Annotated in this window: 23 protein-coding genes, 1 tRNA gene and 1 pseudogene; 4 read left to right on the forward strand and 21 right to left on the reverse strand. The window is 43.0% G+C overall.

Annotation, left to right across the window (positions count from 1 at the left end; translation table 11 throughout):
• The 3 genes from COV52_03185 to COV52_03195 all read right to left on the reverse strand — a co-directional run.
• Positions 1-748: hypothetical protein (locus tag COV52_03185; protein PIR11548.1), on the reverse strand; the 748-nt coding region annotated here is incomplete at its 3' end.
• 39 nt (positions 749-787) lie between these two features.
• Positions 788-2,050 carry a serine hydrolase gene (locus COV52_03190; GenBank protein PIR11549.1) on the reverse strand — a complete coding sequence of 421 codons (1,263 nt, stop codon included), beginning with the start codon at positions 2,048-2,050 and terminating at the stop codon, positions 788-790.
• A 2-nt stretch (positions 2,051-2,052) separates the two neighbouring features.
• A complete protein-coding gene (locus COV52_03195; GenBank protein PIR11550.1) occupies positions 2,053-2,913 on the reverse strand; it encodes a hypothetical protein in 861 nt (286 codons plus the stop codon).
• 162 nt (positions 2,914-3,075) lie between these two features.
• Between COV52_03195 and COV52_03200 the strand changes: the two genes are divergently transcribed.
• Complete coding sequence (locus tag COV52_03200) at positions 3,076-4,026, forward strand: hypothetical protein (protein ID PIR11551.1); 951 nt, start codon at positions 3,076-3,078, stop codon at positions 4,024-4,026.
• A gap of 1 nt (position 4,027) precedes the next feature.
• On the forward strand, positions 4,028-4,828 hold the full coding sequence (locus COV52_03205) for a hypothetical protein (protein PIR11552.1): 801 nt from the start codon (positions 4,028-4,030) through the stop codon (positions 4,826-4,828).
• A gap of 10 nt (positions 4,829-4,838) precedes the next feature.
• Here COV52_03205 and COV52_03210 read toward each other — a convergent pair whose 3' ends face one another.
• The 5 genes from COV52_03210 to COV52_03230 form a co-directional block, all read right to left on the reverse strand.
• Positions 4,839-5,627, reverse strand: a complete 789-nt coding sequence (locus COV52_03210) for a hypothetical protein (GenBank protein PIR11553.1) — start codon at positions 5,625-5,627, stop codon at positions 4,839-4,841.
• Positions 5,628-5,630: 3 nt separating this feature from the next.
• Positions 5,631-6,113, reverse strand: coding sequence for a damage-inducible protein DinB (locus tag COV52_03215; protein PIR11554.1), 483 nt, complete (start codon positions 6,111-6,113; stop codon positions 5,631-5,633).
• Positions 6,114-6,281: 168 nt separating this feature from the next.
• The gene (locus COV52_03220; protein PIR11555.1) at positions 6,282-7,571 is read right to left on the reverse strand and encodes a hypothetical protein; all 1,290 of its coding nucleotides are present in this window, start codon (positions 7,569-7,571) and stop codon (positions 6,282-6,284) included.
• 41 nt (positions 7,572-7,612) lie between these two features.
• Positions 7,613-8,134, reverse strand: coding sequence for a hypothetical protein (locus tag COV52_03225; protein ID PIR11556.1), 522 nt, complete (start codon positions 8,132-8,134; stop codon positions 7,613-7,615).
• Positions 8,135-8,147: 13 nt separating this feature from the next.
• The gene (locus COV52_03230; GenBank protein ID PIR11557.1) at positions 8,148-8,438 is read right to left on the reverse strand and encodes a hypothetical protein; all 291 of its coding nucleotides are present in this window, start codon (positions 8,436-8,438) and stop codon (positions 8,148-8,150) included.
• Between the two features lie 194 nt (positions 8,439-8,632).
• Between COV52_03230 and COV52_03235 the strand changes: the two genes are divergently transcribed.
• Positions 8,633-9,001: a hypothetical protein gene (locus tag COV52_03235; protein PIR11558.1), complete on the forward strand. Its 369-nt coding sequence runs from the start codon at positions 8,633-8,635 to the stop codon at positions 8,999-9,001.
• 157 nt (positions 9,002-9,158) lie between these two features.
• Here COV52_03235 and COV52_03240 read toward each other — a convergent pair whose 3' ends face one another.
• From COV52_03240 to COV52_03275, 8 genes and pseudogenes are all read right to left on the reverse strand, one after another.
• The gene (locus COV52_03240; protein PIR11559.1) at positions 9,159-9,881 is read right to left on the reverse strand and encodes a hypothetical protein; all 723 of its coding nucleotides are present in this window, start codon (positions 9,879-9,881) and stop codon (positions 9,159-9,161) included.
• A 227-nt stretch (positions 9,882-10,108) separates the two neighbouring features.
• Entirely contained in the window at positions 10,109-10,420 is a 312-nt protein-coding gene (locus tag COV52_03245) for a hypothetical protein (protein ID PIR11560.1), read from the reverse strand.
• Positions 10,390-10,884 carry a hypothetical protein gene (locus tag COV52_03250; protein ID PIR11561.1) on the reverse strand — a complete coding sequence of 165 codons (495 nt, stop codon included), beginning with the start codon at positions 10,882-10,884 and terminating at the stop codon, positions 10,390-10,392. Before COV52_03250 ends, COV52_03245 begins: the two co-directional genes overlap by 31 nt.
• 694 nt (positions 10,885-11,578) lie before the next feature.
• A pseudogene (locus COV52_03255) lies at positions 11,579-12,656 on the reverse strand (hypothetical protein).
• Between the two features lie 26 nt (positions 12,657-12,682).
• Positions 12,683-14,077, reverse strand: a complete 1,395-nt coding sequence (locus COV52_03260) for a hypothetical protein (GenBank protein PIR11562.1) — start codon at positions 14,075-14,077, stop codon at positions 12,683-12,685.
• 221 nt (positions 14,078-14,298) lie between these two features.
• Positions 14,299-14,372, reverse strand: a tRNA-Pro gene (locus tag COV52_03265).
• A 33-nt stretch (positions 14,373-14,405) separates the two neighbouring features.
• Positions 14,406-14,732: a hypothetical protein gene (locus COV52_03270; protein PIR11563.1), complete on the reverse strand. Its 327-nt coding sequence runs from the start codon at positions 14,730-14,732 to the stop codon at positions 14,406-14,408.
• Positions 14,733-14,865: 133 nt separating this feature from the next.
• The gene (locus tag COV52_03275) at positions 14,866-15,165 is read right to left on the reverse strand and encodes a transcriptional regulator (GenBank protein ID PIR11564.1); all 300 of its coding nucleotides are present in this window, start codon (positions 15,163-15,165) and stop codon (positions 14,866-14,868) included.
• 151 nt (positions 15,166-15,316) lie between these two features.
• Here COV52_03275 and COV52_03280 point away from each other — a divergent pair, with 151 nt between their 5' ends.
• Positions 15,317-16,333, forward strand: coding sequence for a hypothetical protein (locus COV52_03280; GenBank protein PIR11565.1), 1,017 nt, complete (start codon positions 15,317-15,319; stop codon positions 16,331-16,333).
• On the opposite strand, the gene COV52_03285 is transcribed toward COV52_03280, so the two are convergent.
• The 5 genes from COV52_03285 to COV52_03305 all read right to left on the reverse strand — a co-directional run bounded on the left by COV52_03285 (position 16,323) and on the right by COV52_03305 (position 21,571).
• The gene (locus tag COV52_03285; GenBank protein ID PIR11566.1) at positions 16,323-17,276 is read right to left on the reverse strand and encodes a lytic transglycosylase; all 954 of its coding nucleotides are present in this window, start codon (positions 17,274-17,276) and stop codon (positions 16,323-16,325) included. The genes COV52_03280 and COV52_03285 overlap by 11 nt on opposite strands.
• A 241-nt stretch (positions 17,277-17,517) precedes the next feature.
• Positions 17,518-17,874, reverse strand: a complete 357-nt coding sequence (locus tag COV52_03290; protein PIR11567.1) for a transcriptional regulator — start codon at positions 17,872-17,874, stop codon at positions 17,518-17,520.
• On the reverse strand, positions 17,867-18,193 hold the full coding sequence (locus COV52_03295) for an integration host factor subunit alpha (protein ID PIR11568.1): 327 nt from the start codon (positions 18,191-18,193) through the stop codon (positions 17,867-17,869). The genes COV52_03290 and COV52_03295 overlap by 8 nt, the downstream gene beginning before the upstream one ends.
• A complete protein-coding gene (locus COV52_03300) occupies positions 18,194-20,554 on the reverse strand; it encodes a phenylalanine--tRNA ligase subunit beta (protein PIR11569.1) in 2,361 nt (786 codons plus the stop codon).
• Positions 20,555-21,571, reverse strand: coding sequence for a phenylalanine--tRNA ligase subunit alpha (locus COV52_03305; protein ID PIR11583.1), 1,017 nt, complete (start codon positions 21,569-21,571; stop codon positions 20,555-20,557).
• Positions 21,572-21,636 lie beyond the last annotated feature (65 nt).

The raw sequence follows: 21,636 nt of genomic DNA on the forward strand, positions 1-21,636 counted from the left end.
TAAGACAAAAAATATATAACTGTAACAAGGCGCAATGGAACTGTCGCTTATCGATCATTACTGTTTCGCTGGGATTACGACTTCTTAACGTATAAGCCTGCTTAATCAAACTCATTATGTTCGAAGCCATCTCTGCGCTATATTGGCCAACAAAATGTTTAAGCGAGTCAGCATTAGAACCAATAACACCAGGCTTATCTAACGTGAAAGTCAATCTGACAGGAAATAAAACAAACTTTGTCAAATAACGCGCACCTTTAGCTAAAATCACCTCCGGCGCCGCTGTAAGCTCATGATATTTTTCAGGCGTCAGCATAAAGCCCAATATAAACTCGGCGCTTTCTTTCACAATCTCTTCATGTAACGGTGCCGTTAACCCATGGCGGCAATCATCTCCAGCCATTAAAATAGCGTGCTGAATAAAATCCAAACGGTCCAGCGCAGGAAAACGACCTATGCCTTTCGAAAAATCATCATTCTTCACACTACTCCAAAAAATGGATAAGCGATCCGAATAAGGCTCACCTATCGATGTGATTTCTTCCGATATTTTAGCGAATTTTTCTTTATCCCCCTTCTCGATTGACGTTAACATTACGACCGCATCAACATCACTACAAGCCGAAAAATCACCATGCGACCCTAAACTGCCAAATTTATAGATTGCAACAATACGACTGCCAAAAACTTTTTCCGTGTTTATGACAAAATCGCTCAATAAAATTTCAGCCTGTTGAATAGAATTCATTATATTAGCTCAACAAAAACCAACCGATAAAACATCCATTTATCCTTTTAAATCTATCAACGCCTGATACACTAACGTCTGAAAAGTTTGCACTGTCATAGAATAATCACACAATGATTGCGTCAAGAACAGGCCAATTAATTCTTCTTTAGGGTCAATCCAATAATAAGTTTTGGCAGCGCCCGCCCAACCGTATTCTCCGATGGAGCCAGGCAATTGTGATTTAGCTAAATCAATTAAAACTCTAGAACCCAAGCCAAAACCATAACCAGGTATTTCAAAGGTTGAAAACGCAATCGGTAAAAGGCTTTTTGGCAAGTGATTCATATGCATTAATTCTAATACTTTAGGGCTTAGAATACGCACCCCATCAAGCTCACCTTTATTTAACAGCATTTGCGTGAAACGAAAGTAGTCTTCCGCACTGGAAAATAAGCCGCTTCCACCACGGCAAAATACCGGATCATCAGCAGGATAGCTTTCTGTCATGTCCATGTGCGCTAATGGCTTATTTTCCCATGCGCTCATTAAATCTGACCAGCCGATATGAGGTGCAAATAAATTCTCACGGCCATACATAGTGGCCAGTCGAGAATGTTTTTCTTCCGGCAAATAAAAGCCTGTGTCTTTCATGCCCAAAGGTTTAAAAATAGTTTCGCTCAAATACTCTGGCAAAGATTTATTGGCAATAATCTCAACAAGCCTGCCGACCACATCGATACTGACACTATAAAACCATCGCGATCCAGGCTGAAAAGCTAAAGGTATTTCACAAATACGATCAATATATTGCTCTAAAGAAACACCGGCTCTCTTCGCCGAAACCTGTTTCTCCCTGTACATCTGGCATGAAGGAAAATCATCATAAAAGTCATACACCAGACCCGATGTATGCGTCAGCAAATGCCAAATCGTGACCGGCTGCGCTAAATCCACTAACTTTTCTTTTCCGGCTGCATCTTTCTCCAAAACCTTCAGCCGAGCGAATGCTGGAATATACTTTGAAACAGGCTCATTTAAATCAAATTTACCTTGCTCGTAAAGCGTCATCAGCGCGGCGCAAACAATAGGCTTAGTCATGGAATAAATACGAAACAGGGTATCATCTTGCATCGGCGCCTTCGACTCTCGGTCGCTATAACCAAACTGCTCAAAATGCACCACCTTACCCTGCCTTGCCACCAAGGTGCTAATACCTGAAAATTCGCCTTGATCAACTTTTTCCTGCATTAAATTATTGATGCGAGATAGTCGCGATGAACATAAACCCGCTGATTCTGGTGATACTATCTTAATCGTCATAATTACCTTCTCTTAATTTCTGAAAAACTGACAGACTTTGCATTTTTCTCTTCTTTCTGACCTAAAACTTGCACATACTGTGGAAATGCGATGACACCTCCCTCTAAGAGATACTGCTCAATCGCTTCAGCAATTTCCAGCACTGACTCTTCAGAAAAAATCGAGGTTGACGCCAGCTTATTTTTCATTGCCAACATATAGCCCACTGAAAAATCGACACTCGCTTTATTCTCTGTCATTAATGGCTGTGCTAGCCTAAAAAACTTTCTTGATAAGCCGAAAGACGGGTATAAAGAAAACAATCGCTTGCCCAAATAAAAATCCGTCTGATGAAATGTCGGCTGCAATAAAACTGCCTCTCGCCATTGGCGTGTCATCTCAGTTTCAGGGTCACTAAAAATGGCCTCATAACTTGTCACTGTTTCACAAAACAAATAACCATTCGGTTTTATCAAGCCCAGCATTTGCTTAATGGCTAATTCTGGATTAGCCAAATGTTCCAACAAAAAACGGGTATAAACGAGATCGACACACTCGCCAATCTCCGAAAGACGCTCAACCGGTAAACAAATATATTGAATATTCAGAACACCCTGCTTTTCAGCATAGGCTTTTGCAACAGCAAGCTGCTCTTCACTGATATCAATAGCGATAACCTTGCCACGTTTACCTACTTTTTTTGCCCAATGAACCGACATAATGCCGGTACCACAACCAATATCGGCGACAGTTTTTCCCTCAAGGTTTAATGAAACATCATCAATAAAACGCAAGCTCTCTGGATTACAAATAGCATTAAGCGCCAACAAACGCGCCTCATCGCTTTTACCAACGGGCATTGTATATTTTTCATAGCTTGCCATAACTTACCTCAACATGCTGTTCTAAGCACTGTGTCACAATAATACCTCTTGGGAAAATTTGGATTGTTTAAAAACCGTTGCGGTTTTCTTGATAGAAGGGAATACTCCGTGTATCTTAATAAAAACCCACCCAAATAACAAGCAAAACCATGAGGAAATTCCATGAAATTAACCATAGGTATTATCGGCATCGGCGCCATTGGCGGCACTGTGACAGGCTATTTATCAATGGTATCCGAGCTAAACATACACGCTTTAGCACGGAGTAACTATGAAGATTTAGCGCAAACTGGCTTAACGCTTACCACGCCAGATGGCAGCGAAATAAAGGCGGCAAGCCACGAACATTTACACTTTCATCAAGATGTTCAAACACTGCCTCCCTGCGACATCCTCATTTTATGCGTCCCAAGCCATGAAAATGCCGGCCTATTAAGTCAGCTAACATCAGCGTGCACTGCAAAAACGCTAATCGTCACACTACAAAATGGATTAGGCTTTGAAAAAGCGATTAATGCGTGTTTTCCCAACAATCCCTTATATAGCGGCACCTGCTGGATTAAAGCCAACAAAATCAGCAGCACTCTAGCACAACACGCTTTTGGCTTTGATATGATTCTCGCGCGATTTTCACCCAAAGCACTTGAAACACCTGTTGATGACGGACTTCATCAAGTTCAAACTGTTTTTGAAACAACACCGCTCAAGATTATCACAACGAATAGCCCACAATCCGCTCAACTCACAAAACTTGCGCTCAATGTACCTTTTTTCACATTAATGGCGCGCGAAGGATTGAGCGTATCTGAAATATTAGCCAGCGATGCCTTAAATACTGAACGCGATGCCTTACAAACAGAAATTATACAGGCAGCCCGCCGGTATGGCTCACCTGTTGATATCGATTATTTAGACAACATCCTGGCAAGCTTAAAAAAAATGCCATTAACGAATACGGCAGATCGTGAAAAGCAAAAAACCAATATGTTGAAAACCCTACCGGATAACACAGAAAAATTGCTAGCGTTTATGCAATCATTTAAAATAGCTCTACCCACTTTGAATAAATTATACCAAGCGATTAAAACAAAAAATTCTGACTCGGAGCGTTAAAATGCCTTTTATAAAGCTCAACAACAGCCAATTTTACTACGAACTTCATGGCCAACCCAGTAACAAAGCACTCGTATTAATTTCAGGCTTTGGTGCAGACCATACCTATTGGGAACCATTACTGACTGATTTAGTTAAAGAATATTATGTCTTGGTTTTTGATAATCGCGCGGTCGGTCAAACGCTTGACCACCATCATGAACCGTTAACCATTGAACAATTTGCTGATGATACGGTTAATCTATTTCAAGCGCTTGAGCTAAAAAAACCTCATATTGTAGGACAATCGATGGGCGGCGCTATCGCACTCGCTATTGCTCAACAATATCCCCATAAAATTGATCGCGCCTGCACAATGGCAGGCCCAGCTAAATGGCGCTTGAATACCGTTGCGGGCTTAAGAAGCATGCACCTTGCATACCGCGACAGCGCAAGCTTTGATGCCTTATTTCAAGCAGAACTTGGCTGGGTCTACGGTGAACGTTTTTTAAAAAATGTAGAAAAAATAGCAGCGCTGAAACAGTTACTTCAATCAAACCCCTACCCTCAATCTCTCCAAAATCAAGCACGGCAACTTCACGCTATCGAAGCTTTCGATTTAAGCGACAAACTAGAAAACATTCAAACTAACATACTCATACTCGGCGGCGAGGAAGATATCCTCTGCACACCTGCTGATTGTCAGTTTTTAGACAAGCACTTACCTAACTCAACGCTGGTCATGTTAGAAAAAGTGGCGCATGCCGCAAGATTAGAAGCGCCAGAAGAAACCTTCATGGCTTTATTTGATTTTTTTGCTTAATTTTAACTCTCTAGCAAACTAAACGAATGGAAAAGACAAAATTTCTAATCAAGTCCGAAACAATATCACCACGCCAATACGCTTCTTTATGACCCATATCGGGTAAAATTTGAAGCTCGCACTGGTTTCTTAAATTCTTCAACTGTTCAGCAAGTGCTTTTAAGCTTGGCACTGAAGGCTCTTGATCCCCAACGTAAATCAAAGCAGGTGACTTCACATATTGAACATAATCTTGATAATCAAACCATTCAGATGAATTAGCCGCCCATAGCGCTCTCGCATCATTTGCTAAAAGTGTTTGCCTTATTGATTCATTATCAACCTTGCTTCCCAGTAGGTTTTCTAATTTATCAACATAAGCAACAGTGCCTTGCTGTAATGCGGCCCTAATCGTTTCATCAAACAGTTGAAAATAAGGCGTGGCAAAAATATAAGACTTGAAATACTTAGGATAATACCTTGCTAACAAAAAACATTGAGCCGCACCAATAGAACCACCAAAGCAATGTGCTTGTTTAATTTTCTCTTGATCCAACACGGCAATTGTATCGTCAGCCCGACTTTTCAAACTGTATTCTTTGGGATCATGTGGCTTACTGCTTTTTCCGTAGCCTCGGCTATCAATTAAAACCAAAGTGAAATCATTTTTTAGCGCATCAACAAAACCCAGTGTATACCAGTCCTCAATCGAGTTGCCATTACCATGATGAAAAACGACAACTTCTTTGCCTTGGCCAACCACCTCATAATGAATACTAATTTCAAATCCTGTTTGCGCATCTTTTCTGGTTACTCGCATTAACTAAACCTCATCTTTAAAATAGATCAAATCCATCACAGGCGCTTCACAACCAAGCTTCGTTAATGCTGTTGAAATTTGGCCACGATGATGTGTGCCATGATTAAATACATGGTACAAAGCTTTCTCATAAGGCACAGTACTTTGAATGCCTTTGGTATTGGTATAATCTAAATTTTCAGGCAAAGCCCTTAAGTCCAGCGCTTCAATAAAATCAATCCAGCGTATAGCCTGCTGATCAAGCTCGGATTTTAATTGCTCTCTATCGCGCACTAACTCTTGATCTAAATGATCAACTTTTATTGTGTTTCCAACAAATCGAGAAAGCCAAAGCCGATCAACCAATAGCAAATGGTTCAGCGTGCCATGGATGCTTTTAAAAAATAACCCTAGATCTTTTCGATAAGATGCATCAGGCAACTGATCAACAATTTGGTAAAGTGCCTGATACGCCCAGCGATGGTAATTCGCTAAAATATTTAACATATTTTTTAATCCTTATGCTCAATTTGAAGCTTTTTTGTCATTGCGCGACTGCTTGTGAATAATACCCTTGAGGCAAAGCCGCTTTCTCGGTAAAGATAGGTGTTAATTTAGATGAATTCATGCGCTTACTCCCCCCCCCTATGATTATATGGTTTCATAGCCTATAGTCTATTCGTTAGATTCATTTTCAAGATTAATCGCAATGTCTCCCACTTCATTGATCCTTGCTTGAAGCCCAGAGCGAATAAGGCACTCACACACAGATTTTACAAAAGGCTTGAGGTAATCATTTAAATGCTTAAATCGGTCAAAAAAATCTGGATTGTCTAATAGGTGAATGTAGTCATCAGCATCACGATAGCCTATGTTTTCTTGCTGTAAAAATTGATCAACGCTCGATTGTATGGATGAAAATAACGTTTCATCATCGGCAATGACTTTTAAGCAATTCGTTAGCAATAATTTATCCGGTTGATTTTCATGAAAACACCACCAACTTCGGCAATTTAGCTGAGAAATATGATCTAGACTAAATGCAAACTCGACAGGCTGTAAACGGCCATTTTGTTTTTGAAAAATAGTATAAAGTGGTGCCGTACCATTTTCAAATACAAAGCCATAAACAAAATAACCCCCTTCTTTAAGCGCTTTTTCAATTTTTTGCATCGCCTGCTCATAAGCTTCTTTTGAAAAATATATAAATACAGCAAAACTTCTAATCAAATCAAACGCATTCTCATAGTTCATTGCTTGCGCGGTTAATATATCAAAATGAAGCCTACTTGATTCATAATGCGTGATCGGATTAATAATTAATTGCCCCGAGTCAGTCCATTGACTTACTTTTTCAGTTTCATCCACCGAATCTTTTACTTGATCCCATAACATTTGAAACTGATTAATATAATGTTCTTTTTCACGCCGATTAAACTGGTTGATTTTTTGTTCTGGATTACGTTGTATATAGACGAGATTTTTAGCTTGATCAAAACAAGCCGCATGCCCTTCATTATCATATAAGATATAACTTGGCATACCGGGATCAATCGCCGTGATATCCCACAAAGGAAAAGCGTTTGCTAAATCGAGCGTTGTCTCAGGTGGATACCCACAACCAATGTCTAATACCTGCAACGGTTTTTCTGAATCAAGCTTTAAGGTCCGATGAAAAACTTCATCAATGAGCTTTAATCGTCCTTTTGCTGTAATCGGTGGAACACGCTGCCATGCAGATAACATATAATTTTCGATATTTTCAGCTAGCCACTGTGCCCACACAGGCGGGAAGTTTTTCGCTTTAAAACCAGATAGATAAAAATACTGGAAATAAGTATCTAAAAAAGTGGTGATTTCTTCATTGTTTAAATCAAGCTGACTTAAACACCCAAGAACTTCTCTTGAAAGCTGTCCGTTAAAATATTTTTTGTTCCAATTATTGACAATAGTCTTTGTTTTCATTTATTCACATTTCCATCGCTTTAAATCCATCGATAAACACCCTATTCAACCGTCATCTTTTTTCTATTGCCACTGGGCTCCGTGCCCACCATCACACAAAAGACATAACAAGGCTCATCATACGGGTTAACCCAAGTATGCTCCGGCCCAATTTGCGCTAAAAAATCGCCTTGTTTTAATTCAAAGGTATTTTCCCCAGTCACACACTGAATCGCGCCCGACAGCACGAATACATAATCCACTGAATCAGTGTTATGGATATTGTGTTTTGACCAATCCTCAGGAATTGCTTGGCCTGCCTCAGCGAGCTCTTTTTCCATCTCTTTTATGGTAGGCATACGAACCACCATCACACGCATGGCGCCTTTAGGCAGCTCAATATTATAGGCTTGGCTTAAATGACGCGTCGCCAAAGATTGAGGACTATCTTCCGTATAAAATAACTCCTGTATCTGAAAACTCGGAAATATGTCATACGGCACAATCGTGCTCACCGCATTTTGAGAAATTAAAGTTGACTTACCCTCTTCAACCCCTGTCACAAAACGTTTACCTATTTTCATCATCATCTCCTGCTTACAGCTCACTCAATGCTTTAAATGCTTCTGATGTCAGTGGCGCATCAAAATCAACAATCTGATTTTCAACCAAATTTTCAAAAACAAATGAGTCTTCTGAGAGAATCTTCATCAGTTTATCTTTGTTCATGGATCGACTAACGATCACACCACCCATCTTACCTCGCCGAGGACCCGCCATGATAAAATCTCCGCTATCGATGTATCGCTTAACCCATTCAAGGTGCTGCTCACGATGCGGATCTACTTGTGTGCCAGGCACAATATAATTACTGATAATTAAAAACATAAGGTTCTCCTTCGCTTGCGCTTTTACGACGGATAGTAAATCTACATGCTGCCTAAGCACTACCCCATATTGATACTTCTTGGAAAAAACCTTATTGTCTAAAAACCATTGCGATTTTCTTGATAAAAGGGGGGAATTGCCTGTATTCTAATTACAATGAGTACAAATGACAAGTCAAATCACGAGCCTTTAACATGAACAACGATAATTTACAGTTAGCCAATGCTTATTACACCGCCATGAAAGAAAAAAATGCGGCAGAAATGGAGAAGCTTTTAAGCAACGATATTCATCTGCTCACCCCACTGGCCGAAACGAGAGGAAAAGAGCCCGCCATCACTGCTGCCAAGAATCTCTTTAAGCTTCTAAATACACTCAACATTCGCGCTGCATTTAGTTCAAACAATCAAACCATGCTGGCGATGGACTTTGAATTTAACCCACCGATTGGAAAACTACCTGTCGCCTCACTGATGACATTTCAACGTAACTTCATTACACACATTGAACTTTTTTATGATACGATGAAAATTATTGCAAAGAAAAGTGAGATTTTCGATTAATACCTAAAAACGGCTCTATGCCTTACGTAAAAATTGTTTTAACCTATATCAAAGATGTCACAAGGAAGCGCCTTGCTTCTTATTCCCTTGTGATGCACGTTTATGCAGCAGGACCGTGACTTTTTTAAAGTACACTGATTAATGCTGATTTTCAAAATTACTTTCTAGCAGTCATGTTTGCTTTCGAAAAGCTCACTCTATCACGCATGGTTTTATAATAAGCCAGAACCAAAGCACGCTTTTCAATGTCAGATTGAAAGCCTAAAAGTTCCAATCTAAACAATCGAGCGGTACCAGCAGCATCAGCCATCGTATATTGTTCGCCAAATAGAAACCCAGAACGAGCCTCAGCTAAAAGAGCTTCCATTTCATCCAACGCAGCGATAATCATTTTATTTGATAAATCAATTTCCACCTCAGTTAACTGCCGCTGTATAGCTCTTGCTAAAAAGTCACCTCGCGCCTTATCCGGATGCTTTCTTGCTAACATTAGTACTCGCTGCTCTTCTTCAGCACTCTTCTTATGATCCATCCAAAGGTAATGATAGCTCAATGTACGAATATGCGGATCATGCAGCTCTTCATCACGTTTACAGAAAGAATAAATCCGGCCTATCAGAGTTGAATCCAGAGTAATCATCTCTTTCAAATAATGATCGCTAACGTACTTCATTATATTTGTACTACCAACAATGATTTTTCCATTATCATCTAACGCAGGCACTAATGCTCTGGGATTAATACGTTGATATTCTTCGGTCAAGTGCTCTTGCTTTAATAGGTCTATATGATGCTCTTTCCAAAGAACACTCTTTTCAGCGAAATATAATCGTACTTTTTGCGAAGCATATGAGTTATTACAATGATACAAAATCAGCATTTTTATTTTCCACTAAAGATTTAACTTTGATTTCTTAGCATTAAGATAACGAGCGTCACCTTAACCAAATCATTTTACCTAAATCCAATCTTACTTTGCAATATAACTACAACTCAATTCTTAAGCGCCCCAATATATTGGGCTAGGATCCTGGCTCTATTATGCCCCATCAACTGGGAGATTTGTAGTCGAACGGCTCGATCAAGCTGCTTTTGTTCCGGTGACAATTATTTTCTTGATGGGCCGCCTTTAACAAAACACTCCCAGCCTGTTAATGCTTTATAACGCTCTTGCGCATACAAATGGCGCAGCCCATGAGTTTTATAAATTCCTTTTCGGCGAAAATACTGGTTAATCGTATTACGATAAGTCTTATAACTGGTACCCGATGGAATGAGCGAATGCTCTTTATATTTCACTAATGCTTTCGCTTTGTCTAACCATTGCCGTTGTTCGTCTGTCAAAATAGGCACATGACGCGGACGGCCGCCCTTCGTCCAGGAACCCTTTAAAAATAGCTGGTTTCCTTGGTCAGACAAACGTGTGGTTGAATTTTTAAACTTTCTTCCACGCGAAGTCCAAACAGCTTTTGCGCCTCTAAGCTTAGTTTTCGGTAGGGTTCGTGAACCTTATCTAAATCTGTTTTGCTAATGTCGCGGGATTTATCTTTATTGGTGACATATTCACGCTTGGGAATTTTTAGCGTTTTGTTGTCCAGCACGATTTCAGCTTTGTTAAATTTACCCATGAGCCAGCGAAGCGCGGCAGCTTTGTTACGAAGCGTACCCGGCATATCGCCGTTCGATTTCCAGTGGTCAACAAGTTTATAGACATGGCGTGTCCGGATGAATTTAGCACTATCGAGTTTATATCCCATTGGCCACAGCGTATCGGCAGTCTGTAATAATATTTCTCTCCGGCTAGTTTGTGTGCCAAATGAGCCATCCCTGTTATGTTTCAGTACATTGATAAACGTGCCTTTAAAGGTGTGTTTCTTTGCCATTTTTGAATCCTCTTAATATGATTTTTTGTGCTCACGCGGCGTTCACGCCGCGCTTAAAACCGTAATTGTTTGTTTTTATATTGAAAAAATTTTCGCGCAAGGCGCGTCACTCCCGACATTTTCAATATCGCGAGTGACGCGCCGAATAGCTATCTCGTGTGACTAACCATTCATGGTCAGCTTAGCTGATCCAATAATAGGTAAGTGTTGTTACACTCTGCATTAACAACAAAATTTATGCAGGCAATGAAGTTGCGACAGTGTGACCGAATAGCTGAGGCCGAAAACCTACCGCTTTCCCCGATAAAATCTGGTAAGCAAGTTGTTTCGTCAGCACGTGGTTTGCTATTGCAGCGAATAGTCGATGGCTTTAAATAAAGCCTATGATAGTGAATCTGTCCGGCGGACAGTGATTAATGAAAAAGACTACGCTGTCTTCGAGTGAAGACAAGCAGCCTTTTCAGGTTATTAAGCGTTAGCTTAAATAACCAATGTAGTAAAAAAGCTGATCATCAAATGATGATCGACCAGTTAAACGGTAGCGCACTTTAAAAAGCTTCTTGCTTTTAATGGGCTATCGGACAGTTGCTTATCATAAGCAACCAGGGGGGCACGTCATAACCCGAAAGTTATAGTGCTGCTTCAAGTGCACGCAGCTCGAGGCTAATTTTATAGATGCAGCCCAGCATCTTTCTTAAACCGTTTCGTCAGGCTTATCCATCTGCCTTAAAATTTCTTTTTCAATTTCTTTTGCATTCGGCAGTTTGTCACGCAACGCTTTAGGGAGACTGCGTGATAACGTAAATTCTGAAACGCCGACAGGTTTGTCAATGCCGCGTAAAGCATATTCCACATCAACATGATTTTTTGAGGCACATAAAATAATACCAATAGAAGGATTTTCCCATGGCTCTTTGACAAAATCATCCAGCAAATTAAGATAATAATTCATTTTGCCGGCGTACTCAGGTTTGAATTTACCAGTTTTCAACTCTACTGCTATCAAACATTGCAGGCGTCTGTTGTAAAACAATAAATCAATAAAATTCTCTGTACCACCGGGTGAAACAATTCGATATTGATTGCTAATAAAAGCAAAGCCGTAGCCTAACTCTAGCATGACTTCTTTAATTTTCCCGACCATGCTTTCTTCAAGCTGTGCTTCGAGCACCGGCTGGGTTAATCCTAACGTATCCAGCATGTAAACACTCTTCATCGCTTTGTCTGCTTGCTCAGCCAAGTGAATAGGTAATGCCGTCTGAAAATTATGATCTTTTTTCTCGACGATATGGCGCTCATAGGCTTGAGACTTGATTTGTATCTCTAAGACATTACGTGTCCAGCCCATGTCACGCGTAGATTTCAAATAATACTCGCGCGCCTGGTAATCCTTAACTTGCCCCAATATGACTAGATTTTGCCCCCCAGGGAATTTCTGCAACAACTTGTTGCAGATTTGGATAATCCTTATATTCCAAATAAAAACTGCGCATAAACCATAAGTTTCTTGCAGAAAAACCGGCAGTAACTCCTTTTAGCCCCCGCTTTAAATCCAGCGAAAGCTGCTCAACAACTGACTTTCCCCAACCATGCTGCTCTTGGGCTTTAACAATTTGCTCTCCAAACCACCAATACAACTCAATCTGTGCTTTGCAAGCTGCTTTAGCAATACTGATGCGAGTGGAAATAATTTTCGACTGTGCTGCCTTCAAAAAAGCTGAATAATGCTTATTTTCAATATTTAACTCGGTTAATTCAAATTTTTTTGTCATTACAGTGCACCTCATTCATTAACTAATCACTTGCCATCTGCTTTCTTTAATATATCTTCTCGCCTCTTGCCAAGCTTTTTCGCTGCAGCAATTTTATGTTCTGAAGCTAGATGCGCGTATTTCTTTGTCATTTTAGGATCAGTGTGACCAAGAAGCTCCATAACCGTATACAAGTCAGTACCACTCATGACATGCTGGGAAGCATAATCATGTCGTTGATCATGCCAGTGAAAATCTTCGATACCCGCAAGTTCAAGTAAAGAATTCCAGCTTTTTTTCACATTCGCAATATGACTTCCTGGTTTTTTGCCTGGAAACACCCAGCCTTTGCCCTGATGTGAACCATACGTTTGATCATACCATTGGATTAATATGTTTGATGTGTTTTCATCGAGCGGCACATCGTAACCTTTTTCAGTTTTCACAATATCTGGTGTTAACTTTAAAATAACATTGTCTTTGTCTTCGCTATCAACATGTCGTTCCCATTCTAATCGAATCAAGCTACCAAAACGCACCCCGCTCCCTAATGAAATTAGCACCATAGGCTTCAAATAATCTACAAACGCTTGCTGACGCAAGTCGGGATAAAGCGTATATCCACGTGCTTTTCGCCAAGCATTGCCCTTATCTCTTTTAGCGCGCAGTTGTTCTTCTCGGTCATCGAGTGCTTTTAATAGGTTTAAAAATTCTTTTTCACTCAAAAACCGCACGCGGTTCTTTTCAGCCACTTTAAGTTTTTTAAGGCCGATCAGTGGATTACTATCCAGGTATTTATACTCAACAGCCTTGCTTAAAAAGGCGGACAAGCGCTCAATATAGCGGTTTAATGTTGCAGCCCCTATGGGTTCTTCAACTCTCACTTTTTCTTTGCCTTGCTTTTTTATCCTAACCCGACGTCGCTCAAGCTGTTCTTTACTACGCCAATGTTCAACTTTTTCTAAGGTAATCGCTGTCAGCGGTTTTGTGCCAAACAGTGGTTTAAAATTACTTTCGAGCACCTGAAAAGTCGCATCAGTCGTTTTAGGATGCGTGGCTCGATACCAGGGTTTATATTTTTGCTCTAAAAATGCATTAAATGTGTATTGGTTCGCTTTTTCCTGCCTCAGATCACATGCTTGCTTTTTTTCTTCATTGGGGTCGACCCCTTTTGAAACTTTACCTCGCACAAGGCCAATCGCTTCCCTTGCCATAGCAACTTTAAACGTATGTTTGTTATAGCGGCCAATCGTATAATGTTTCCCTCGGCGATACTCATAACGGAAAGTCTTTATACCGCTGGGATACACTCTAATGTAAAACCCACTTTCACCGCTATCACGAACATCATAAGCCTTGTCGCTCGGTTCAAGCTTATCAATCATGTTATTTGTCAGATTTGCTGTGTTTGTCTTCTTTCCCATAAACTCACCTTTAATCATTAGCCCGCACAAAGCAAACCGAGCCTACTCAGGGATTCGCTGAGGGTGCATCAAGGGTGCAAAATAATTGTAAACTAATGATAGCCAATCACCAACCGTGAAAACGGGTGAAAAATGGCCAATCTTGCCGTGTTAAGAATAACTTATTGATAAGTAATAAAAAATAAGGCCTTGTCTTGCTTGATTTTTCATTATTTTGGATTATTTATGATCAATTAATATCGGGACGGCAGGATTTGAACCTGCGACCCCTTGCACCCCATGCAAGTGCGCTACCAGACTGCGCCACGCCCCGAAGGCTGAAATACTACCAGTTCAGCGTGTTTTATCAATCATTTTCCGGCAATTGCCCTCGAGTAATATCGATCATCGCTTGGCGATCTTCAGGACCATACATCGTTGAACCCACCGGGATCGCATAGTCTGTCGCCTCTTTTATTTTTGCAATATACAAAGGCCCAAAGCCACCACACAGCTCAATCATCTGGCAACCTTCTGCCACTAATTGTTTTGCAATATCAAGCGCAGCATCGCGATCAAACACATCCACACCCACCATGGTGATTTTACAGCGGCCGTTGTCGACCACCGTGGTGTGATCTTTCGGGTTAAAGCCCGGGCTGCAATAAATAAAGGCCCAATTTTCTACCATCATTATGCTCCTATTAAATTTCCGCTTATTGTAACGTTTTGCCGTCGGTCTCAGAACTTACTTGGCGACGGCTGGCCCGATACCTGAACTGCCGGCGATGATGATCACGCTTTTATCTTTTAACATTGATTCTCTTTTACAAAGCGTCGCTCAAATGCAATAAAAACTCACGAATAAAGGCTTCATTACGTTTGTAATATGTCCATTGTTTGTATCGCGTGCCGATCAATAAATGGCTACTTTCCAAAATGGATAAATAACTGGAAATCGTCGACTGAGATAAGTTGGCCTTTTTCTGAATTAAACCGCAACACACACCATACTCCTGATCCGTCGGATTCCAATTGGCAAACTGCTTCGCCGGATCTTTGAGCCAAGTTAAAATGGCCCGGCGCACGGGGTTGGATAAGGCTTTGTAGACACTGATTTCATTCATAAGGATCATTATACAGAAAAATTGCCATATCGCAATAGTTCGATACATTTAGATATAAAAAAACATATCTCACCGTTAAGAAAACATTAATTTTAATTGTGTATATTTCTATCAATTAAAATGAAAATAACAAAGTGAGCAAGCCATAACGATGAGACCATTACCAGGAATGCCTTACGACGGGCCACAGGAAGAAAGCTTCTCTCCCCCCCCCTTTGATGACCGCCCAGAACCGCTGGCACTCACAACACGTTCTGAGAGAGCACAACATCTTGAAGACAGACTTGACGAGCTAGGCGTCAACACCATAGCCGACGAGACCCCAAGTGATAACAACACAGATCTCAGCGAAGCCGACAGAAAAACACTTTCTCAACTATCTAGAGCCCACAAAACCAGAGAACACGCACAATACATCAAACCTCAACGAACCCAGGCACCTTGTGACAATAAGGTCGATGAATCATTCAAGATGCAAGACCTCATCCCGCCCACTGCTAAAATAAAAGACCCCAGGCTATTACGCCACATTTTAGATTATCCCACTCCGCCTCCACCTAACCTTAAAGATGAAGCAGAACATTTCATGCAGCAATACGATGGTAGCGAACAATTTAAGCATGAAAGCTTGCATCAACATCCAGTGACACCGCAACCACATGATGACCAGGTTGACCAAGACTGGAGCAGGTTTGAAATGCGTAGTGATTGCACAACTACAGATGGCTCAGAACCTCTTTCGGACACACCACGCACTTCAATCTCATCATCAAGCCTGGTGCCCGAACAAACTGTGAGCAGTTACGCCCAGATTTCAGAAAGAATGCGGGCCCTTGAAGCTTTAAGGGCTCGACAAAGTAGACTAGGACCAATCTCCCCACGGACGCCAACAGCAGAAAAGCCTGACCTGCTAAACGCTATAACCGAACTTACGGAAGCTGACAAAAAGGCAATAGATTCATTAAAAAAAAATCGCGCCAATATCCAAGCAGAGATGCTCGAAGCAGACAACTCAAGATCTGCGTCGACAACATGCGCACCAGGCAATAAATACTTAGCAGACAGAATCACTACATTGCTAGCCCGTGCTGCTGCATTGAAGAAGCAACCTTTTACCACACCAACAGCAGAACAAAATACCAACAGCAGCCCTCAAGCTAACCGGTGACTATCTCATCCGCCATAAAACTGATCGTGCCGGCGTAGAACGTGGAATTGTTGTACGTCATGATCACACGCCAGTTATTAAAGATCATATAATCAGGCCCGCCGTAAGGGTGAATAATGGAGGCCTCGAGATTGTGTCGCGGAAAATGCCAGCCGTCGGCAGCACGCACACCCATCGCGCGCCAAGCGCTCACGGGTTTTTTCTCAGAATAGCCTATTAAATTTTCTGGAAAACCGTGCGGCAAAATCACTTGCACACGTATGGGCTCGCCACGCTGCCAGCCATTGAGTTGCAAGTAGTTTGCGATCGATGCCAACGCATCTTCTTTATTACGCCAAATATCTTTATGGCCATCGCCATTATGATCCACCGCATAATGATGCCAACTTGAAGGCAAAAACTGCGTGTGACCTGAACCACCAGCCCACTCACCTTTGAAGTGTTTGCGATCCACATGCCCTTCTTGCAAAATTTTTAAAGCATACACCAATTCTTTTCTAAAAAAATCTTCACGGCGCCCCTCATACGCTAAGGTGGCCAAGGAGCGGATCACATCAAAGCTGCCCATGTAACGGCCGTAGCTGGTTTCAAGCCCCCAAATCGAAACGATATACGATGGTGTCACACCATACTCTTGCCCCAATTGTTGCAACAGCACTTTATTGTTTCCGTATTCACGTCGACCGAGCTTGATGCGGTACGCATCGGCGCGTTTATTGCGGTACTGCAAAAAGGTTAAGCGTTTCTCAGGTTGTGTGCGATCCAAATGAATTTGGCGATGACCAATCGTCATGCCCTCAAATATCTCATCGAAAAATTGCGGTTTAATGCCGGCGGATACCGCTTGTTGTTTAAAGCCTTGCAACCAGGTCTGGAAACTTTCACGCGCTTGCGCACAAAGTACGATCGATAAAGAAAAAAGAATGACCAGAAGTTTACGCATCGCACGGTCCTTGTTGCTACGGTGTTTATTAGAGTATCGGAAGCACAAAGCTTTCACAAGTGTGTACTTGTCAAATGCCAGACGTGGGCCTTCAATTTTTCTTGCGCGGGGCCTCTGAAGGCATGGATGCCGTAAGGGAGCGGCCATGGATGGCGAAAAGCGTCCCTGCGCAAGAGAAAGCGCAGGCCAAAAGAGTCTGGCACTCAGGTTACAACCGCCAACATTCAATGAGAGATAGGGCTTAAACCGCTTCCTCAAGCGCTTGAACCATCGCTTCGAGCTCTTCGATTAACGGGGTTAAATCAAATTTCGAGGCGGGTTGCGCAGCCGGCGCATGGCCTGCTTTGTCACGCAAAGCTTGTCGGGCACCATTAATCGTAAAGCCTTTATCGTATAGAAGATGGCGAATTAAGCGAATCAGCTCGACATCTTTCGCCTGATAATAACGGCGACTGCCGCGGCGTTTCACCGGCTGAATTTCGCTAAATTCTTGCTCCCAATAACGAAGCACGTGTGGCTTCACTTCGCAAAGTTCGGCCACTTCACCAATACTGAAATAACGTTTATGCGGCAATGGGGGTAACTGAGACTCACTCATGTTCGCTCTCGCTCACTGAATCGTCAGCCGGATGATAATGCGACACGCGTTGACGCAACTGTTGGCTAGGTTTGAACGTGACGACGCGGCGTGCGCTGATGGTCACAGGCTCGCCGGTTTTTGGGTTACGACCGGGACGCGAAGGTTTCTCACGCAATTCAAAATTACCAAAGCCTGAGAGCTTCACGGATTCACCACGCTCTAAAGAATGCGTGATCTCGTTAAAAAACGCTTCAATCAAATCCTTGGCCTCGCGTTTATTCAATCCAATGGATTCGTATAAGTACTCTGCTAAATCCGCTTTAGTCAGTGCTGTCATCTACCTATCCCTTAAGCTTGCGGCAAATTCGCAGGCCAAGGCATCAACCACAGTGTTCGTCATGTTGTTGATATCCTCGTCGGTTAAGGTTTTCAAACTATCTTGAAAAATCAAACCGATAGCCACACTTTTTTGCCCTTTTTCGACACCGTCCCCAGTATAGACGTCAAATACAAGCGTGTCTAACAAGCGATGGTCAGAATGTGTTTGAATACAAGCCACTAGCTCAGATGCGCTCACATTTTGAGCAACCTCGAAGGCTAAATCGCGACGAACCGCCGGGAATTTCGAGACCGGCGCGTATTCACGACTAGCCACATCACGAAACATGGCCACATCCAGCTCAAACACATAGGCCGGCACTTTGAGGCCCGCCGCTTTTTGAAGGCTTGGATGCAACAAGCCGAGATGCCCAACAATATGATCACGGTAGCACAAAGCCGCCGATTGGCCTGGGTGCAGATTCGCGTGTTCTGTTTTTTCAACACTCACACTGCTCAGCCCAAAGTGGGACAACACACTTTCCACATCACCCTTCACATCAAAAAAATCCACGTGGCTGTGATCGTCACACCAATTTTCACGATAGCGCGCGCCGATGATCACGCCACCCACACGCAAGCTTTCTTCAAAACCTTCGCCGTCGTACGCATAACAACGTCCGATTTCAAATAAGCGCACGCGTTGTTGCTGACGTTTTAAATTATAACTCGCAGCCTGCAATAAACCCGGCCACAAACTTGAACGCATCACAGCCATGTCTTGTGAGATCGGGTTTAATAATTCAATCGGTCTAGCCGTGGAGAAAGCCTCCTCCAATTTTTTCGGAATAAAACTGTAGGTAATCGCTTCATGATAATCGCGCGCGGCAAAAAAGGCTTTTAAATCAGCCTCATCAAAACCAGGGGCAAGGCTCACCGCCTCAAGCTTTAAAGGTGTTTCAGGGATCGCATCGTAACCGTGAAGACGCAAGATTTCTTCAACCACATCTTCAGGAATGGCCATGTCAAAACGGTAGCTTGGCGGCTTGATAAACCACTCATGGCCGGACTTGGCCACTTTTACATTCAAACGCGACAAGGTATTTTCGATTGTATTTTCATCGATCTCAAACCCACTGATAGCACACACTTTTTCATGCGTTAACGCAATCTCATCGCGCTTCGGCAAATCGTCTAAGCGTTCTTGCGTCGTCACAGGGCCACACGCCCCACTCGCCAAACTTTTCAAAAGCTCGCAAACACGGTCAAGTGCGACCGCCGGCAACTCAAAATCCACACCACGGGCATAGCGTTGGGCGGCATCGCTATGAATGTTGTGGCGCAGTGAAGTTTTTGCAATCGTGGCTGGCGCAAAGAACGCGCTCTCAATCACCACGCGTTTTGTGTTTTCGCTCACAGCACTGTGCAAACCGCCCATCACACCGGCCAAGGCCAACGGGCCGCGATCATCAGCAATCACCAAATCATCATCGCTGAGTTTAATGGTGCTTTCATCCAACAAGGTGAGCGATTCACCCGCCCTGGCTTTTCGCACCGTGATGCCGCCATCGAGCGTATCACAATCAAAGGCGTGCATGGGCTGGCCCATATCCCACATCACCCAATTCAACACATCAACTACGCGGTTAATACTGCGAATACCGGCGCGACGTAAATTTTCTTTCAGCCACAATGGCGAAGCTTGGCTATTATCCACTTGCAACACACAAGCCAAATAACGTGGACAACACGGGCCGGCTGATAAGGTCACAGACACCGTGTCAGCGATCGTAGCTTGATGGTGTTCACTTTTCTGCGACAACAATGGCTGCTGGAATAGCGCTGATAACTCACGCGCGATGCCTTTCACGCTAAAGCAATCGCCACGGTTGGGCGTAAGATCAATATCGATCAACTCATCGTTAAGCTGCAAATACTCACGCACGCATGTACCCACTGGCGCATCGGCAGGCAGCTCCAAAATACCCTGGCTGTCTTCGACCAACCCGAGCTCTTTTTCCGAGCACAACATGCCGGATGATTCCATACCGCGAAGCTTGGCTTTTTTGATGTTCATTTCGCCTATCGTGCCGCCCACTTGCACCCAGGCCACTTTCAAGCCTTGTCGCACGTTTGCCGCCCCACAGACCACTTGCAAGGTTTCTGTACCGTTTGTGACCTGGCAAACGGACAAACGATCAGCATCGGGGTGTTTTTCACAGCTTAATACTTCGCCCACCACAACCCCGGTAAATTCACCGGCAATTTTTGAGACACCATCGACCTCAAGGCCGGCATGCGTTAAACGCTCACACAGATCGTGCGTTGAAATTTTGCTGATATCTATCCACTGAGCCAGCCAGTGTCGAGTGACTTTCATCTAAAACTGCTCCAAAAAACGCACATCATTTTCAAATAGGCTGCGCAAATCATCGATACCGTAGTACAACATCGCCAAACGATCGATGCCCACGCCAAAAGCAAAGCCGCTGTAGCGCTCAGGGTCAATGTTCACCGCCTTTAAAACGTTCGGATGAACCATGCCTGCGCCCAAAATCTCCAACCAGCCAGACTGCTTGCAAATACGGCAGCCCGCGCCTTCGCACTTCACGCACTGCATATCCACTTCCGTGGAAGGCTCAGTGAACGGAAAATACGACGGGCGAAAACGCAGCTTGATCGGCTTATCAAAAAAAGCCGCTAAAAATGTTTTGAGCACTGACTTTAACTCGGCAAAGCTTGTTTTCTCAGCAACATATAAACCTTCGAGCTGATGAAACATCGGCGTGTGTGTGACATCAAAATCGCAGCGATAAACTCGCCCCATAGCAACCAAACGAATCGGCGGCTCGTGCGCTCGCATATCACGAATCTGCACCGAGGACATATGCGTACGTAACAGATAGCCGTCGCCAAAATAAAAAGTATCGTGCATGGCTCGCGCCGGGTGATGTTCAGGAATATTGAGCGCGGTGAAATTATGAAAATCATCCTCAATTTCAGGGCCATCAGCCACACGAAAACCCATGTTCGAAAAAATGCGCGCAATGCGTGCCTTGGCTTGCGACACCGGATGCAGGCTGCCATGAGCCGCAGTGGCTCGCCCAGGCAAAGTGACATCGACTGCTTCAGAAGCCAATTTGTCTGCCAAAGCTTTAGCCTCTAAGGCGGCCATTTTTTGGTTGATGGCCTCAGAAATTGCCTCTTTGGCCTCGTTGACCTTTTGCCCCATGAGCGGGCGCTCTTCGGCCGATAATTGGCCTAAATTTTTTAAAGACTCGGTCAATACGCCCTTTTTACCCAAATAATGCACACGCAAATCGACCAAGGATTGCTTATCGCAGGCCTTGGCAATCGCCTCTTGGGCCTCTGTGGTCAGTGCTGTGAAATCTTGCATCGTCATCCGCCGCTAAAAAAGAGCTATTATCCCCATAAGTACTTTATTTTCCTAGAGTATTTTTG

The organism is Gammaproteobacteria bacterium CG11_big_fil_rev_8_21_14_0_20_46_22 (assembly GCA_002796245.1).
Taxonomy (GTDB): Bacteria; Pseudomonadota; Gammaproteobacteria; order UBA12402; family UBA12402; genus 1-14-0-20-46-22.

Excerpts from the sequence above, each read along its gene's own strand:
- COV52_03190 (PIR11549.1), bottom strand. The coding sequence starts at position 2,050 with ATGACGATTAAGATAGTATCACCAGAATCAGCGGGTTTATGTTCATCG.
- COV52_03195 (PIR11550.1), bottom strand. The coding sequence starts at position 2,913 with ATGGCAAGCTATGAAAAATATACAATGCCCGTTGGTAAAAGCGATGAG.
- COV52_03200 (PIR11551.1), top strand. The coding sequence starts at position 3,076 with ATGAAATTAACCATAGGTATTATCGGCATCGGCGCCATTGGCGGCACT.
- COV52_03205 (PIR11552.1), top strand. The coding sequence starts at position 4,028 with ATGCCTTTTATAAAGCTCAACAACAGCCAATTTTACTACGAACTTCAT.
- COV52_03210 (PIR11553.1), bottom strand. The coding sequence starts at position 5,627 with ATGCGAGTAACCAGAAAAGATGCGCAAACAGGATTTGAAATTAGTATT.
- COV52_03215 (PIR11554.1), bottom strand. The coding sequence starts at position 6,113 with ATGTTAAATATTTTAGCGAATTACCATCGCTGGGCGTATCAGGCACTT.
- COV52_03220 (PIR11555.1), bottom strand. The coding sequence starts at position 7,571 with ATGAAAACAAAGACTATTGTCAATAATTGGAACAAAAAATATTTTAAC.
- COV52_03225 (PIR11556.1), bottom strand. The coding sequence starts at position 8,134 with ATGAAAATAGGTAAACGTTTTGTGACAGGGGTTGAAGAGGGTAAGTCA.
- COV52_03230 (PIR11557.1), bottom strand. The coding sequence starts at position 8,438 with ATGTTTTTAATTATCAGTAATTATATTGTGCCTGGCACACAAGTAGAT.
- COV52_03235 (PIR11558.1), top strand. The coding sequence starts at position 8,633 with ATGAACAACGATAATTTACAGTTAGCCAATGCTTATTACACCGCCATG.
- COV52_03240 (PIR11559.1), bottom strand. The coding sequence starts at position 9,881 with ATGCTGATTTTGTATCATTGTAATAACTCATATGCTTCGCAAAAAGTA.
- COV52_03250 (PIR11561.1), bottom strand. The coding sequence starts at position 10,884 with ATGGCAAAGAAACACACCTTTAAAGGCACGTTTATCAATGTACTGAAA.
- COV52_03260 (PIR11562.1), bottom strand. The coding sequence starts at position 14,077 with ATGATTAAAGGTGAGTTTATGGGAAAGAAGACAAACACAGCAAATCTG.
- COV52_03270 (PIR11563.1), bottom strand. The coding sequence starts at position 14,732 with ATGATGGTAGAAAATTGGGCCTTTATTTATTGCAGCCCGGGCTTTAAC.
- COV52_03275 (PIR11564.1), bottom strand. The coding sequence starts at position 15,165 with ATGAATGAAATCAGTGTCTACAAAGCCTTATCCAACCCCGTGCGCCGG.
- COV52_03280 (PIR11565.1), top strand. The coding sequence starts at position 15,317 with ATGAGACCATTACCAGGAATGCCTTACGACGGGCCACAGGAAGAAAGC.
- COV52_03285 (PIR11566.1), bottom strand. The coding sequence starts at position 17,276 with ATGCGTAAACTTCTGGTCATTCTTTTTTCTTTATCGATCGTACTTTGT.
- COV52_03290 (PIR11567.1), bottom strand. The coding sequence starts at position 17,874 with ATGAGTGAGTCTCAGTTACCCCCATTGCCGCATAAACGTTATTTCAGT.
- COV52_03295 (PIR11568.1), bottom strand. The coding sequence starts at position 18,193 with ATGACAGCACTGACTAAAGCGGATTTAGCAGAGTACTTATACGAATCC.
- COV52_03300 (PIR11569.1), bottom strand. The coding sequence starts at position 20,554 with ATGAAAGTCACTCGACACTGGCTGGCTCAGTGGATAGATATCAGCAAA.
- COV52_03305 (PIR11583.1), bottom strand. The coding sequence starts at position 21,571 with ATGCAAGATTTCACAGCACTGACCACAGAGGCCCAAGAGGCGATTGCC.